Below are 14,900 nucleotides of genomic sequence, written 5' to 3' on the forward strand. Positions count from 1 at the left end.
TAGGGGGGGGTATGAAATCAAGGAATGTTTTCGTTAGCCATATACAAGAGGACGAGGCGCACATCCAAAAACTCTATGACCTGCTTGGTCGATCGGGGTTTCAGTGCAAGGATTCTTCAATAACCTCACAGACTCCAAATAATGCGCAGAGTGAAGATTACATAAAATACCAGGTGATATCGCCTAAAATAGAGTGGGCTGGGGTGGTTGTTGTGTTGATTACCCCTGGTACCCGGACCAGCGATTGGGTGAACTGGGAGGTGGAGCGCGCAAGCGCGCTGGGGAAGCGGATTGTAGGGATATGGGTGCATGGGGAGGGTGGTTGCGATCTCCCAGAATCTCTCGTGAAGTATGCCGATTCAGTTGTCGGATGGAACTCGGAGCGGATCATTTCAGCCATCGAGGGGAAAGATAGTTGGGAGTGCTCAGATGGATCTGAGATGGAGGATAGGGAGATCAAAAGGATCAAATGCCAATGAGTCGCTTATATAGCTATGTAGTGGTTCGGGACTTCGGATTTGCGCCAAATCCATTCTCTGGATCATGTACTCTTGCTACCTGTAAGCCGAAGATACGCGGGAATGCGTCAATCGGGGATTGGGTAATTGGAGTTGGTGCCGTTTCAACAGGCAGGCAAGGCGATCTGATCTATGCGATGAAGGTTGGCGAAGCGCTGAGTTTCGATGATTACTGGAATGATCCACGTTTTGAAGTGAAGCGGCCGGTGCTCAATGGAAGTTTAAAGCGCGCCTATGGTGACAATATCTACCACAAGGAAGCGGGTGCATGGATTCAGGCGGACTCCCACCATAGTTTTCCGGGTGGTAGAGCTAATCTCGAAAACTTGAAGCGTGACGTTAGCGCGGATAGGGTTTTGATTTCGGGTGAGTTCTATTATTTCGGAGATCGCAGGGTGGTTGTTCCGATGTCTGCGAGGAGACAGGGGAGGCATGACTTATGTCGCCCAGGGCGGGGGCACATCGTTAACATCCCGGAATCACTCAAGGATTCCTTCCTTGCCTGGCTCATGTCTAGCCATGCTGCCGGAGTTCACGGTCAGCCGGCGCAATGGAAGGGGGCCTTCTGAACATGACTCGCCTTAAGAGCGCCTTCGGATTTGACCAATATCTGAGCTCTGCTATGAGTTCAAATCAGTTCCAAGGGACAGATGATGAGCTCTTCAAGCATAAGCTTGGCCTAATAGGTGAGGTTGGTGAGCTTTGCTCGGGGATCAAAAAGGCGAAGAGGGACGCGCTAACGGACGCAGAAGCAAGTGTCGCGTCTGAGGAAATCGGTGATAGTCTCTGGTATCTGTTTGCAATAGCTAAGCATCAGAAATTTAAGATGTCAGCTTTGCTAAGTTCAGCCATTAATGAAGTTGCGGTCGTTCTGCGTGTGAGGCCGCTCGGGGGGAAAAACGTTGAGGTGAGTTTTCGGCGTCTGACGGGCTTTGTTAACGCTAGCAAGAGCTCGGTTCAGATGGGGGAGAACGAAGCCCTCCAGCGTGTTGCTGGGCGGGCGGGTGCTCTGGTCTCGTCGCCTGGTGCAGCGCTTCCTGTGCTGGCAGGACTGCTGGCGGATCTTGCGCTCTTGGCGCATTCCTTGAGCCTCGACCTGGAGCAGATCGTCAGAGAGAATGTTGATAAGGTTCGTGCGCGATGGCCGGGCGCGAGTCCCCCGCCATCGAAGCTTTTCGACTCAGCTTCAGATCAGAACGAACAGCTCCCGCGCATGCTTTGGGTACGGTTTGAAGAGCGAAATGTCCGCTCAGTTCCGTACGTGTTCATCTCGGTAAATGGCGTTAATGTCGGAGATCGCTTGACCGACAACAGTCACGAAGCGGACGATTATCGGTTTCATGACGTATTTCATCTGGCATACGCTGCTTGCCTGGGTTGGTCGCCAGTGCTTCGCGCCCTTCTTAAACGAAAAAGAAAGTCATCGCCAACGCTTGATGAGAATGAGGACGGTGCGCGCGCGATAATAATCGAGGAGGCTATTTCCACGTGGATGTTTAACATCGGGCGCGAGCATCTCTTTGAGGGAGTGCGCTTGGAGAAATTTCCTTACTCAGTTCTGAAGCAGGTTCAGTCACTTGTTAAGGGGTATGAGGTCGAGGCGTGCCAGCCCTGGGAGTGGGCAAATGCTATCCTTATGGGGTTCGAGGTCTTCAGAACTCTGAAGAAGGAGCGAGGCGGTTATGTTGTCGCCGATCTCAATGCGCGCAGAATTACGTATAAAGGGCTTCAGGAAGTAAATGAGCTTACTAAGCACAAAGAAGTTCGTAGAGCGATTGGCAGGCGTAAGCCTGCCAAGAGTGTTCAATCCTTACGCAGACGTGTGCGCAAGACACGATAAGTCTGTTGAGAGTCCGTTCATTCGAAGGGCACTCCTCCTCAGCTATCTAAATGCGGTCAGGGCAATTGATTCCAGGGTCATGTGGATGGGTCGGGATCTCGGCTACCGTGGAGGGCGACGGACAGGCGTCGCCCTAACGGATGAGGCGCACTTGTCGGAACTGGGTATGCTGTATGGATTTTCGCAGCCGCAGCGATCAACAGTGGGGCCAGTCATGGCTGAACGAACTGCCACAGAGATTTGGTCGGTTTTGCGTCAAATAAGCGCCCCGCCTATGCTTTGGAATGTATTCCCATTTCATCCGTATTTGGATGGGGATGAATTTTCAAACAGAAAGTTCACCGCGAATGAATTCGCGGTTGCGAGCGAGCTCAATATTCAGTTGATTAGGCTCCTGAAGATTGAGCGAATTGTCGCCATTGGGCAGGACGCGGCTATCTATGCATCCAAGCTGGGAGTTGAGGTTGACCAGGTGCGACACCCGAGCTACGGGGGAATTTCCGACTTCCGCGAGGGCATGTCTCGAATCCATGGGTTGACCCGTTTGAATAGGCAGGGGACGCTTATCTTCTAGTCTGCGCCTTGTACGGTACCTGAGCTTCACTCACCGCGCATCGGTGACACACTGTAATGACCCTCTGATTTCCTGCTCAGGTGTTATTTTCCCTGAAGAAGACAAAGATGAGCGAAATCATTGAAGAAAGGATCAAGCGCTGGACCGCTCGGCGCAAGTTGGTGCTGGTCTTTGAGATCATCCACGGCAAGACGGCAGTGGCTGCAACCAGCCGGCAGTTCGATCTGCCCCGGCTGCAATCGAAAGCTGGGCCGAGGACGGCAAGCGCGGCATGGAGAATGCCCCGCGTGCCAAGCTTGAGGACGTGCGTGGGTAGTACGAGCTGCAGATGAAGAATTTCCAGGAAGCCTACGGCGAGGCCATGCTGGATATCCATGCGTGACAAAAGCCGCCCTCCCTGCAGGTAAAGGACGAGAGCTGGTGCTCTCAATCCGGCCGGGTTTGAAGGACGAGGATGTTGCCGTTCCGATGACCAAGCTGTGTAAGAAATTAGGTGTGGCGCGCCGGACGACGCACTACAAGTCGACCAAGGTCCTGGTCACGGTCAATTCCACGCTGGTGGAGATAATCCATGAGCAAGAACACCGTGCAGCGGATCTTCTAACTCAAGGGCTGGCAGGTGCGAAAGCGCGCTATTGGTCAGCGTCCGCGAATCGAAGCGAAGACTTCGCGCGCCGAGGGGCAGGTTCAGTGATGGGCTACGGATTTGTGCCGGCTCTGGGGTGGCATGGACGGCTGGCTCAGCCTGGTGCTGGCGATCGACTGTGGTCCGCGACAGTTGCTGGGATGGCTCCTGTCGTGAATCGGTAAGGCGAGCACCGCATCGGCGGCGCTGGAGCAGACTCTGGTCACACGCTACGGCCCGCTAGGGCGGGTGCCTGAGCCATTCCTGCTGCGCTCGCACAACGGCTTACTGTTCACCAGTCGCGACTACATTCGTCTGGTTTGCAGCTATACCTGAAGAAGCAGTTCATCACGGTAGACTGCCAGCAGCAGAACGGCATGGTGGTTGGAGTATCCGGACTCCGGGGGATCACTGCCTGCACCGGCATCGCTTCGAGATCCAAGTGCATGCTGCACGGGTGATTTACTGGCTGGATCACCCTCTATGACCAACAGCGCTCTCATCAGGTCCTGAAGTTGATGGCCCCGGACGTGGCCTATGCCGCTAAACCAACTGCATTACGTGAGCAGAAGCCGGTGGATCATTACAGAAAGTTTTCGAGTCAATACTCTGGGAGGGGCGATGTGGGATGGCGCCTATCAAAAACAACGTCTCGGTGGAACTCCAAGAAGCCAAGTTGCCTCGGTGAGAAAATTCCATGCCGAAGCGATGTATCCAACTTCAGACCGAGCCGATCTTGGACGTCAAACGGTAGGCTGCTCGAAACTAGTAGGCGGCCGTTCGACGAAAAGCTAATCCAGCCGCGGTCAAACAGCAGGTCCGCATGCGGAGCCAGCAGAAGCCCGTTCTCGCCATCAACGCGTTCGCTATGAGTGCAATCTGCCCACGGTTTGATATGGCTCGCACGGAGGAATCTGAGGTCCTCAATGCCGGTCAGCCGGCAACCCTTCTCAACGCCAATCAAACGCTCGCGGAACAGGCGTTGCTTCGTCCGCACCTCGGTTTCGCGTCTTGCGCTGGTCGCGCCGACGTCATCGATAGCGGCATCGATAGCAGCCTGGTCCGACTCACTAGCCGCAAGGCCCAGTGAAGCTTCCAGCGACCTCAAGCGGAACACGATGGCAGACCTCGGCTGCCCCTCTCGATCCGGCATGCCAGGTTGAACGTAGGAGGACTGGCACATGAACCTACCAAGGTATCGGTAAGGCCGCCCCTTGCCCATCATCTGAAACACGGCGAGCGTCTTGCCGTCCTTGACGTGCTCGCCAATCGCTCGGTTACCTGCGACATATTTCATGTCCCCGACTTGGCCCTCGCCGAAGTAATGGAACACTTCGTCGTCGTCCCAGAAGTCATGGTAACCATGAGACACACCTGCCTCGCCAGTGAATGCGATGACTAGGGGATGCTCCTTGGGTGTCGAAATGCCGCCTTGCTGTTGCCCACCGAATACGGCATGGATCTGCTTTTGACGGTTGTAGAGCGCGCCTACCTCGAATGGGAGTTCCATCCTAGATCCCTGTCCCAGAAGCTAAGTGCCCAGGATTCTAGCTAGAACAAGGTTACTTGTGTCATTGGTTGACGCATTTGGCCGCCAGGAGGGGCGAATGGGGCTATTGGGAGGCAGATCGAGGGCAGGTGCTCTCAGGTACGCTGAAGTTCCTCATTCGTCTCTTTGATGAGCCCCATCCATCTTTCCAGCGTTGTGGCGCTATTGCCTCGTCTGCAACCGCAGCCATGGTGACGACCAGCAGATTCGGCCCAGAGTTGTCCACGAACAGAATGGGATCTCTGCGCACGCTCAGAACAAAGAAGTGCGTACTGGCATCATGCTTCCCGATGGTGATGCCTTGGCAAGCCAAGTCGTCAGCGAAGCTTTCGGCTCCGGCCTGAAACAGCGCAAACTCCGAGGCGGTGAGTCTCGGATAGATCTCAAGATTCATTGTGGCCGGCGCATACGCCCGGCCGATGAGCAATCCCAGTAGCGCTGCTGCCGTTAGGACAAGCAAAGTTCGGCTTGGCATAGTGAGGCAAACGTTAGAGGCCAAGGGGCTGAGGCAATGGTGAATGCATCGAACCGTTCAAACGATCCGGCGCATTGCAGTCGCGTGCGCTACTCCTCCACCTGCAACCGCTCCGTCGCCTGCGCCGTCAACGCCACACACGCCATCATCAACCCCTCCATAACCCGATCCCCCAGATACTCCTCCGGCTCCCCGTTCTGCCGCGTGCGCTCGGCCGCCAGCAGAATCTCCTGCACCACCCGTAACCCCGCCAACGCGCAATCCGCATTCGCCAACTGCATACGCCGGCCGAGCAGCTGATGCAGCTCGGGCCAGGGCTGGCCATCCGCAGCAACGCCGATCTCGATGCGCCGCAACGTGGCAACAAAGGCATTGGGGTTGGGCGAGAACTCACCTTCGGTTTCGGCATTGGCCGAATCGGCGGTGGCGTGCAGAGAGTGGAATTCCGATGCGTTCATGGCAGTGCTCCGTGCAGGACAAACGACGGGGCCACCAATAGAGGTGGCGGACGATGCGTGGCTCGAAAACCGATTAGAGTCAGTCGGCGGACCCGAAGGTCCCCACGCACCGCCCGCCATGGAACGCGAACGGATTGCCAGCCGGCGCCACGCAGAGGTGACGCCGGCTGACAAGCGTAAACACTTGACTCTAAAAGCGGGTTTTCGACGCCCGCGCCACCCCTTTTCGGTGGCACGCACAGGTGTACCCGCGCAGATACCAAATGCCAAGGAACCGCAGCCCAATAAGGCCGTCAGTTCTGACGCTTACGGCATTGTCGCACATGTGCAGAAAGGCCGAATTGCTTGCAGGGCAACGGTTCCAGCAGGCATTCAGAAGCCGCCCACCCAATCAGGGTCAGCAGCCCAAGGAAACCACCCAGAAGCCTGATTGCGACACGTTGCCTGTTTGGCCAAGGCAATTGCCACACACCCAGCCCGGCCGGAGATCAGGGAATGGGAACGACAGGCTCGCGCATCCCGAACACAACCTTCACCCCCATCCGCGATCGCACCGCCATGCCCTCGCTCAGCGCAGGTGTGAACCGCCATTGCTGCAAGGCAGCCAGGGCCGCGCGGTCCAGGTCGCGGTTGCGGGTTGAACGCAGGATGTCCACATTGGTCACCTCACCTTCCAGACCAATGTCCATCGACAGCAACATCTCCACCGGGGTATCGGCCGGCACCGAATCGGGCGGGAACCGAGGGGGCGGCGAATGCTGCACTACCGGCGCAACGAAAGCCCCGGTGCTGGGAACATCGCCCGGCCTGAAGAATACCTCGGTCGAGATCGGTGCCGGGTCCGCACGGCCTGGCGCTTGCGCGTACACCGGCGTGGCCAGGCACAGCAGCAAGGCGGGCACCCACAGGGCGCCGCAGCGCCGGGCATTCCAATAGGACATGTGCCAAGCCTAGCGCCAATGCCCCGCCCAAGCATCCCGCAGCCCCTCCATGACCATCCGCAGGGCCCCAGCCGCGCCCACCCTGCTACCATGCCCCCGCTACCCAGCCAGCCCACCCGCGCAGACAGATGCAGGTCCGGGCCGTCGCAGAACGGCCCAGCGAGCCAGGACACCTTCCCGTGCCCATTCAAGGACGCTCGCATGTACCGCAATCCCCTTATCCGTTCGGCCACCCTGGCCCTCGCCGTTTCCCTCAGCCTGGGCGCGCCGTCCGCCTTCGCCGCTGACAAAGCCACTGCCACACCGGCCGCCAGCACCGCCGTGCAGCGCAAGGCCGTTGCCCAGGGCCTGTATGAACTGGCCTACAGCGCCAAGCAGAACGCCGTGTTCGTCGCTTCCTCCGGTGGCTTCGGCGATGCCGCCGGCCCGTCCCAGGTGCTGCGCCTGAACCCGGCCACGCTGGCCGTGGAAACCCGCATCCCGCTGGAGCGCAAGGCCTTCGGCGTGGTGCTGGACGATGCCAGCAACCGCCTGTACGTGGGCAACACCGTGGACACCTCGGTGACCGTGGTCGATACCGCACAGAACAAGGCCATCGGCACCGTGCAGCTGATGGAAAAGAAGGTGGGCAAGGACGGCAAGGCCGGCTACACCCATGACCTGCGCGAGCTGGTGGTCGATGGCCCGGCGCACCGCCTGTACGTAACCGGCCATTCCGGCGAGGGCAGTGTGCTGTTCGTGGTCGATACCCAGACCCTGAAGCTGATCGACACCATCCCGGGCCTGGGCAAGGCCAAGGCACCGGGCCTGGCGCTGGATACCAAGGCCAAGCGTGTGTACACCAGCAACCTGCTGGCCGATCTGGTGGTGGTGGGCACCGATACCGGCAAGGTGGTGCAGCAGTACAAGATCAGCGCCGAGCAGCCGATGAACATCGCGCTGGACCCGGACGGCAAGCGCCTGTTCGTGACCGACCAGGGCCTGGAGATGATCCGCAACTACCAGGCCAAGAGCACCCCGGGCTTCACCAGCAAGCACCCAGGCCAGCGCGTGCTGGTCATCGATCGCACCGATGGCAAGGAACTGGCCAGCATCCCGTCCGACGCCGGCCCGCTGGGCATCCTGCTGGATGCACCGCGCAAGCGCCTGTATGTGACCAACCGCGAAGGCGGCACGGTGACGGCGTACAACAGCGACACCTACAAGAAGGTGGCCAGCTACAACGTGCCGACCCACCCGAACAGCCTGGCGCTGGATGCCAGGAACAACGTGCTGTACGTGACCATCAAGAATGGTGAGAAGGACGCCAAGGGCTCGGAAGAGAGCGTGGCGCGGATTCAGCTGGGCAAGTAAACGTGTCGCGGTCCGCCCTCGGCACTTGCCGGGGGCGGACGGTCAAAAGCGATCGGTGTGTGGCAGATAGCCATCAGTACCGACGTCGCAATCAGCATTGTTTCAGTTGATCGAAAGCGAGGCATGTAGCACCCAGGAAGCTCAATGGACCGCGCGCTTCTAGGAGTACTCGCAAAAATCTGCACGGAAAGACCTGCCTGCGACACCGCTCATTAGCCTCCTTGCCCATCAATGGGCAATGGACAGCACATGACGCGGATCGTGATCGTCGTTGGCGACCGCACTACCGGCGGCGGCGAGGTGCTGACCGGTTCACCGGATACCGATATCAACGGCATGGCCATCGCCCGCGTAGGCGACAAGGCCAGCTGCCCGAAACATGGCGGCTTCTTCGCCATCGTCACCGGCGATGCCACCTTCCTGATCGATGGCCAGCCCCTGGCCCGCCATGGCGATTCGCTGGCGTGCGGGTGCCGTCTGTTGGCCAACCGGCAACATACGGTCTCGGTGGCATCGGGCGGCAGCGGTAGGCCCTTGGCTGCATCTGCAATTGCAACTGCCGCGGCATCGTCCGCCGGGCTTGTCGCCACCGGCACCGCCCCATGCAAGCCAGCGGTAGCGCAGCCACAGAAGCAGGACATCCTGCTGCACTACCACTACGGCGATCTCGACCGTACGCCGGTGCGTGGTGTGGGCTATCAGCTGATGCTGCCCGACGACCGGGTGGTGACCGGTCAGCTGGATGATGCAGGGCGCGCACGCATCCCTGAAGTAACCATCGGACCGATGCAGACGGTCCAGGTGCTGTTCCAGCCCGATGTGAGCGACGAAGACGACGCGGCCATCCTGGCAGCGCGTGCGCGGCTCAAGGCTGCTTTGGATGCCATCGTGGCCCAGACCCGCATCGACATGGCATCGGAGTGGCGGCAGTGGGACGAGGCCGGCCCGATCAAGCGCTGGGGTCTGCAGCGCGGCAATCAGGTGCTAGGCGCTGGGCAGGGGGCCTGGGACTACGTGGTGGGCACGGTAGAGACCGCCGTGGACCTGGCCGTGCTGATGTACAGGACCGACCGCGAGATCAAGGCGTGGACCGGCCTGGTGCTCACGGGCGACCGGGATGGAATGGATCGCAGGATCGCCACCCTGCGCGCGGCCGGCATCAAGGTGATGGAAGCGGCCAGCGAGAGCAAAGAGCTGTTCAACCTGCTCATCGAAGACCCCGCCATCACCCAGCTGCTACCCGCGTTTGGCCTGGCCTGGTGGGAAGCGGTGCCGCCGGATGAGCAGGACAATCTGAAAGCCCGTTTCGGCGGGCAGATCATGATGGATGTGGTGGTGTCCATCCTGCTGGCGGCGGTGACGGTCGAGCTGGGGGGCGCAGGTGGGTTTGGGTATGCGGCGGCCAAGGCGGGCAACACCGCCACGCGCATCGGTAAACGGCTTCTGCATCTGATGGAAGGTGTGGAGGATGCCTTCAAGGGCCTGGGCAAGGCGCTGCGCCATGGCAAGCGACGGCAGGCCGATGGCAACCGAAGGCCCGATGGCAACCACACCGTGGAAACCAAGCGGCTCCCCAAGCGCATGCCCCGTAAAGCGCTACCCTGTTTCAGTCCGCAAAAGCTGCCCGCATCGAAGTACCCGGAGATGGACCGGCAACTGAAGGGGCAGGAACAGGGGCTCAACGATATGAGCGTGGAGGATTACCTCAGTGCCCGTGAGGCATTTGATCCGAAGAACCGCAATAGAACGGCCGCCAGGCAGGCAAGAGAGGACTTCAGAGACAAACTCCAGAATGAAAAATTCAATGAGTTGAAGCGAAGTTTCTCTGCAAGAGAAGCAAAGCGTTTAGCGGATGCGTATGCCGATGAAACGATGAAGACCTTGAACGCCTTGCACAATCCCGACCTTGTGGCAGGCGGCAAGGACATCATCGCCGACTTCGGCGATGGCGAGGTCAACCACACCATCGGTCGTCAATGGCGTCAGGCAAAGAAGGACCAGACCGCGCGTATCCAGGACCTGGATGCAGCGGCACGACAGGTGCCGGCAAGCGAGCGACGCACCACAAAGATGAACGGAGGATTGGAGCGCTGCAGATGATAAAGATGGTTGATGAGGACTTCGAACTCTTCTACTCAGACGAGGGTTTTGGGCCGGCGGTTGATGCCCGGCCCGTGCCTCCGTCAACGCTGCAGCACTACCGGGGAAAGGTTCCCGACAAGCTGCTGGAATACTGGCAGGCCTACGGCTTCGCAGGCTACGGCGAGGGACGATTCTGGATGACCGATCCGGACGACTACGCTGAGGTGCTCAACGCCTGGCTCTACGGAACCGAGTTCCATGGACAAGACGACTACTACGTTATCGGGCGCAAGGCGTTCGGGGACTTGACCCTATGGGGAACCAAGACCGGTCGCAGCCTGACCATCAATTGCCCATGGGCAATGATCTTTCCAACGGATCAATCCCGCTGGATGAACGCAGGCGAAGAAGACTTGCTGATTTCAGGTTGGTTGGCTGTCATGACGTTGAACAGGGTCGATCAGACCGACGACAAGGATGTCCCCCTCTTTGACCGCGCCGTGAAACTGCTGGGCCCGCTGGCCCACGACGAGATGTATGGCTTCGTCCCGGCACTGGCCATGGGCGGGCCGTGCCGCCTGGATCACCTGAAGAAGGTCAAAGCGGCCGAACACCTGATGTTCCTCGCCCAGCTTGGAGAGCGCAGGATCATGGTGGACATCGTGAAGGAAGCAAAGAACCGTGGGCGTTGAAAGCAGCCACGCCAGGTTGCCGGCCATCGGAACGGTCTACGGTCATCCGGGCGGGGGGACGGGCAGCAGGCAACCGCGGGCGTTGGCCACGTCCAGGTAGTAGTCGTAGCGGTCATGCAGGCCATAGCCCAGTGTCCATGCCACGGGGAACACGCGGGCGGGCTGGTCGTTCACGCGCGTGGGCAGCGTGGCGGTGATGCCATTGAAGGTGACCGGCGAGGTGGCCTCGGCGTGGCGTACCGGCTGCATGCCATGCACGGTCAGCCGCTGGGTCTGCACCAGCGCCTGCGGTGGGTAGCCGGCCAGGCTGATGCCGGAGGCTTCCAGCACCCCATTGGAACCGGTATCCAGCAGCACGCGCTCATCGCGCTTTCCGATGCGCATGGGCAGGCGCAATGAATACTGCTCGCCCCACAGGCCGGAGGTCACGCTCAGTGGCGACTGGCAGGCCGCCGGCAGGGCCGCCAGTGTTTCCAGCTGGCCGCCGCGCAGCACGAAGGGCCCCAGGCGCCGCAGCAGGTCCAGCCCGATCAGGTTGACCGGCATCGTATCGGTCACGGTGAAGGCCACGTCCTTGAAGTGGATGCCGTTGAATTCCAGATCCAGTGGGGTGGCCAGGCCGATCCGTACCGGGTGTCCGGTGCCGGCGTCTTCCACCGCGAAGCCTTCGGTGACGGCCAGGCCCATCGCCTGAGCGGCCTGGCGGCTGAGGTGGGAGTGCGTGGCACCGGTATCGACGATGAAATCCGATTCGATGGCGCGCCGGGTGCCGTCGCGGCCATCGCGCAGGGTGCCCCGGGCCACCGGCACGCCCGCGCGGTCGGACACGGCCAGCCGCGTGCCGGCCGTTACCGGTGCCTGCAACGTGGTGGATGTGGGCCAGTGGCTGAACCGCGCGAAGGCCGGTTCGGTAAGCGCATGCACGCCTTCGCCAGGTTGCAGCTGCGGCGCCACGTGGTGTTGGTACAGCGCACGCACCTGCAGCATGTCCGTGGCCCAGCCCGCTACATCGCCCTCGATCAGCCGGTTGCCGGCGCGCAGGCTGCGGCACAGGTACAGGGTGCCGTGGTTCTTTTCGGCCAGCACGGCTGCATCGGCAATGCAGGCGTCGGCCCAGCGGTTGGACTGGGCGATATCCCCACGCACCCGGTAATAGCCCGCGCGGCCCGCCAGCCTGGCGACCGATTCGCTCTTGCCGATGCGCTGCAGGGCGGGCGCATCGCCGCGCAGCACGGCCAGCGTGATGCCGTTGCTGTCCTGTGCGACGACGTTGCGCGTGGCGGCCGCTGCAGGCGCGGCCAGCGCCAGGCACAGCGCGATGAACATCCCTGCCTTCATTGCATCGGTTCCATGGCTCCATCCAGACCAGACGAGGTGTACCACAGACCGGGCGCGGACAGGTTCAGCCATCTGCGATCACCCCTGTGCAGGGGCCTGTCATCGTGGTGTCATGCCGCTGCGCCGTCATCACCGGTGCGCCCATGGACATTGCACTTGGCACAGGAGAACGCGCAGTGAACAGAATACTTTCCCGTATTGCAGGGTTGGCCGTTGTGGCCATGGGGCTGGCGTGCCCGATGGTGGTGCTGGCGGCTGCGCCGCTGCAGTCGGTGCGCACCGAAGACGGGGTGCCGGCCAGTGACTACACCTCCACGCATCGGCTGCGCTGCGGCGATACCGCGTTCGTGCTGGAGATCGCCTCGCCGCACCCGGTACGGTTGGTCAGCCTGACGGTGGATGGCAGCGCATTGGCACCGGCGCAGTTGAAAGCGATCAATGCCCGGCTGCCTGGGCGCGGCTGGTGGGACGGCATCACGACGTCCTGTACCCGCAGCCGGCAGGTGTTGACCCTGCGCGTATCCACCAGCGCGGGGCAGGTGAAGGTGCCGCTGCTGTTCCAGGCAGGTACGTTGATTGAAATACGGCCTTGAAATGCAGGGGCAGATCGTACGAACCGTATCCATGGATGGCGTACAGCTACGCAGGCGCGGTTCCGGCAGGCCCTGTGCACGCCATGTCAGTACCCGCGCCGATTCCTTCACGAGGCCCGTAGCCCGCCCCGCCTAGCCTGAGCGTTCCCCTTCCCCGAGGTGTTCCCATGACCGCTCCCCGCGTTCGTTTGCACGTAGAAGACTCCGGCGGCACCGGTCGCCCGGTCATCCTCATCCATGGCTGGCCGCTGTCGGCGCAGGCGTGGCAACCGCAGGTGCCCATACTGCGCGATGCCGGCTACCGGGTGATCGCCTACGACCGCCGTGGTTTCGGCCGTTCGGACAAGCCCGCCGATGGCTATGACTACGACACGCTGGCGGCGGACGTGGCCGGGATCATCGACGACCTGGACCTGAAGGACGTCACCCTCGTGGGCTTTTCGATGGGCGGCGGTGAAGTGGCGCGCTACGTGGCCAACCATGGCGAAGAGCGCCTGCACAGTGTGGTCTTCGCTGCGGCGGTACCCCCGTATCTGCTGACGTCGCCCGACAACCCTGATGGCCCGCTGCCGCAGAACAAGGCTGACCAGATGCGCGAAGGTCTGGAAAAGGACCGCGAGGCGTTCTTCGATGGCTTCATCAACGATTTCTTCAGTGCCAACGGCCAGCTGAAGGTGACCGAGGCGCAGCGCAAGGAGGCCATCGCGCTGTGCCACCAGTCGGACCAGACGGCGGCGCTGGGGTGCATGAAGGCCTTTGCCACTACCGATTTCCGCGCCGACCTGAAAAAAGTGACCGTGCCCACGCTGGTGCTGCACGGTGACAGTGACGCGACCGTGCCATTTGAGGGCTCGGGCAAGCGCACGCACGCGGCCATCGCCGGCAGTGAGCTTGTGCTGCTGAAGGATGCGCCACATGGCTGCAATGCCAGTGATGCCGATGCGTTCAATCTGGCGCTGCTGGACTTCCTGAAGCGCTAAGCTGCGCAGATGCGCCAGTCCAAGACACCCCCGTGGAAAAAGCCCAACCCGAAGGGCCAGAAATCACAGCCGCTGTCGCCGGTACAGAAGGATGCTGCGCGCCAGCGCGCCGAGGAAAACGGGCGCCCGTATCCCAATCTGATCGACAACATGTGGGCGGCCAAGCTGCCCCGCGGGGAATAGCGCCGGCTCAGTCGGCCAGGGCTGCCCAGCCCATCTGCCATGCGGGGGCAAACCGGCCGTCATCGTGCACCTGGAGGGCAGAGGGGGCGATCCCCACGCAATCGGCCAGTGCCTGACGAAGACTGTCGTGGTCGACGGGCACCGCGGTTGCGACCTGCAGCAGATCGCCGCGTTGCCGCACCTGTATGGGCTGCACGGCGGTGGTGACGGTGTCAGTGTTGGTGCGTGGAAGGCGATAGCGCATCACCACCTGTCGCGCCGCCGGCTGCAGGACGGGCTGCCAGGCCTGCAGTACCTTCGCCTGCGCGGATGCCGGTACACGCAGTTCGACCACGGTGGCCGGGTAGCCCACCATGCGTTCCACCTTCACCTGGAAATGTGCGCCATCGGGCAGTGCCAGGCTGGTAGCCACCAGCGCCAGCAGGCCCAGTACGCCGGCGGTGATGCCCCAGCGGCGCGGCATGTCGGCCGGCCGCAGTTGCGTGCGCAGGTGGGGTTTGCGGCGCAGCAGGCGCCGGTAGCGCCGCTGTGCGGCCGGGTGGGGGGACTGGCTGTGCTCGGGCAGCAGTGGCACGGGCGGCAGCCGGGCGGTACGGTGCCGGGCCCAGGCCAGCCCCAGTGCGGTCACCACCACGGCGGCCAACGGCGGGGCCAGAAACCGCACGACCTGGTACAGCGCATCCATGCTTCATTCTCCTG

The 14,900-nt window shown here is 61.2% G+C and carries 16 protein-coding genes; 10 read left to right on the forward strand and 6 right to left on the reverse strand.

What is annotated here, in order from left to right; genetic code table 11:
• The first annotated feature begins 11 nt into the window (after nucleotides 1-11).
• Genes Q9R17_RS20515 through Q9R17_RS10365 form a run of 3 tightly spaced genes read left to right on the forward strand, consistent with a single transcriptional unit; the run spans nucleotide 12 to nucleotide 2,358 of the window.
• Nucleotides 12-479 (forward strand): TIR domain-containing protein, encoded by a 468-nt coding sequence (locus Q9R17_RS20515; RefSeq protein WP_343238700.1) that lies wholly within the window; start codon nucleotides 12-14, stop codon nucleotides 477-479.
• Complete coding sequence (locus Q9R17_RS10360) at nucleotides 476-1,087, forward strand: hypothetical protein (RefSeq protein ID WP_308154564.1); 612 nt, start codon at nucleotides 476-478, stop codon at nucleotides 1,085-1,087. The genes Q9R17_RS20515 and Q9R17_RS10360 overlap by 4 nt, the downstream gene beginning before the upstream one ends.
• Before the next feature lie 2 nt (nucleotides 1,088-1,089).
• On the forward strand, nucleotides 1,090-2,358 hold the full coding sequence (locus tag Q9R17_RS10365) for a MazG nucleotide pyrophosphohydrolase domain-containing protein (RefSeq protein WP_308154565.1): 1,269 nt from the start codon (nucleotides 1,090-1,092) through the stop codon (nucleotides 2,356-2,358).
• A 650-nt stretch (nucleotides 2,359-3,008) separates the two neighbouring features.
• Here Q9R17_RS10365 and Q9R17_RS10370 read toward each other — a convergent pair.
• Nucleotides 3,009-3,308 carry a hypothetical protein gene (locus tag Q9R17_RS10370; protein WP_308154566.1) on the reverse strand — a complete coding sequence of 100 codons (300 nt, stop codon included), beginning with the start codon at nucleotides 3,306-3,308 and terminating at the stop codon, nucleotides 3,009-3,011.
• Between the two features lie 2 nt (nucleotides 3,309-3,310).
• On the opposite strand from Q9R17_RS10370, the gene Q9R17_RS10375 reads away from it, so the two are divergent.
• Nucleotides 3,311-3,742, forward strand: a complete 432-nt coding sequence (locus Q9R17_RS10375) for a hypothetical protein (RefSeq protein ID WP_308154567.1) — start codon at nucleotides 3,311-3,313, stop codon at nucleotides 3,740-3,742.
• A gap of 416 nt (nucleotides 3,743-4,158) precedes the next feature.
• Here the strand turns inward: Q9R17_RS10375 and Q9R17_RS10380 are convergent, their stop codons facing one another.
• The 3 genes from Q9R17_RS10380 to Q9R17_RS10390 form a co-directional block, all read right to left on the reverse strand.
• The gene (locus tag Q9R17_RS10380) at nucleotides 4,159-5,067 is read right to left on the reverse strand and encodes an HNH endonuclease signature motif containing protein (RefSeq protein ID WP_308154568.1); all 909 of its coding nucleotides are present in this window, start codon (nucleotides 5,065-5,067) and stop codon (nucleotides 4,159-4,161) included.
• 603 nt (nucleotides 5,068-5,670) lie between these two features.
• A complete protein-coding gene (locus tag Q9R17_RS10385) occupies nucleotides 5,671-6,039 on the reverse strand; it encodes a hypothetical protein (protein ID WP_308154569.1) in 369 nt (122 codons plus the stop codon).
• A gap of 488 nt (nucleotides 6,040-6,527) precedes the next feature.
• Complete coding sequence (locus Q9R17_RS10390) at nucleotides 6,528-6,932, reverse strand: energy transducer TonB (protein WP_308154570.1); 405 nt, start codon at nucleotides 6,930-6,932, stop codon at nucleotides 6,528-6,530.
• Between the two features lie 249 nt (nucleotides 6,933-7,181).
• Between Q9R17_RS10390 and Q9R17_RS10395 the strand changes: the two genes are divergently transcribed.
• The 3 genes from Q9R17_RS10395 to Q9R17_RS10405 all read left to right on the forward strand — a co-directional run bounded on the left by Q9R17_RS10395 (nucleotide 7,182) and on the right by Q9R17_RS10405 (nucleotide 11,107).
• Nucleotides 7,182-8,333 carry a YncE family protein gene (locus Q9R17_RS10395; protein ID WP_308154571.1) on the forward strand — a complete coding sequence of 384 codons (1,152 nt, stop codon included), beginning with the start codon at nucleotides 7,182-7,184 and terminating at the stop codon, nucleotides 8,331-8,333.
• Between the two features lie 249 nt (nucleotides 8,334-8,582).
• On the forward strand, nucleotides 8,583-10,433 hold the full coding sequence (locus Q9R17_RS10400; protein ID WP_308154572.1) for a PAAR domain-containing protein: 1,851 nt from the start codon (nucleotides 8,583-8,585) through the stop codon (nucleotides 10,431-10,433).
• A complete protein-coding gene (locus Q9R17_RS10405) occupies nucleotides 10,430-11,107 on the forward strand; it encodes a GAD-like domain-containing protein (protein ID WP_308154573.1) in 678 nt (225 codons plus the stop codon). The genes Q9R17_RS10400 and Q9R17_RS10405 overlap by 4 nt, the downstream gene beginning before the upstream one ends.
• A 42-nt stretch (nucleotides 11,108-11,149) precedes the next feature.
• Here the strand turns inward: Q9R17_RS10405 and Q9R17_RS10410 are convergent, their stop codons facing one another.
• Entirely contained in the window at nucleotides 11,150-12,445 is a 1,296-nt protein-coding gene (locus Q9R17_RS10410; RefSeq protein ID WP_308154574.1) for a retropepsin-like aspartic protease, read from the reverse strand.
• Nucleotides 12,446-12,621: 176 nt separating this feature from the next.
• On the opposite strand from Q9R17_RS10410, the gene Q9R17_RS10415 reads away from it, so the two are divergent.
• From Q9R17_RS10415 to Q9R17_RS10425, 3 genes are all read left to right on the forward strand, one after another.
• Nucleotides 12,622-13,038: a hypothetical protein gene (locus Q9R17_RS10415; protein ID WP_308154575.1), complete on the forward strand. Its 417-nt coding sequence runs from the start codon at nucleotides 12,622-12,624 to the stop codon at nucleotides 13,036-13,038.
• Nucleotides 13,039-13,205: 167 nt separating this feature from the next.
• On the forward strand, nucleotides 13,206-14,018 hold the full coding sequence (locus Q9R17_RS10420) for an alpha/beta hydrolase (protein WP_308154576.1): 813 nt from the start codon (nucleotides 13,206-13,208) through the stop codon (nucleotides 14,016-14,018).
• A 9-nt stretch (nucleotides 14,019-14,027) separates the two neighbouring features.
• Complete coding sequence (locus tag Q9R17_RS10425; RefSeq protein ID WP_308154577.1) at nucleotides 14,028-14,201, forward strand: hypothetical protein; 174 nt, start codon at nucleotides 14,028-14,030, stop codon at nucleotides 14,199-14,201.
• A gap of 7 nt (nucleotides 14,202-14,208) precedes the next feature.
• Here the strand turns inward: Q9R17_RS10425 and Q9R17_RS10430 are convergent, their stop codons facing one another.
• A complete protein-coding gene (locus tag Q9R17_RS10430) occupies nucleotides 14,209-14,886 on the reverse strand; it encodes a hypothetical protein (RefSeq protein ID WP_308154578.1) in 678 nt (225 codons plus the stop codon).
• Nucleotides 14,887-14,900: the final 14 nt, after the last annotated feature.

Origin of the sequence: Stenotrophomonas sp. 24(2023) (genome assembly GCF_030913365.1) — a bacterium.
In the GTDB taxonomy this organism is placed as follows: domain Bacteria; phylum Pseudomonadota; class Gammaproteobacteria; order Xanthomonadales; family Xanthomonadaceae; genus Stenotrophomonas.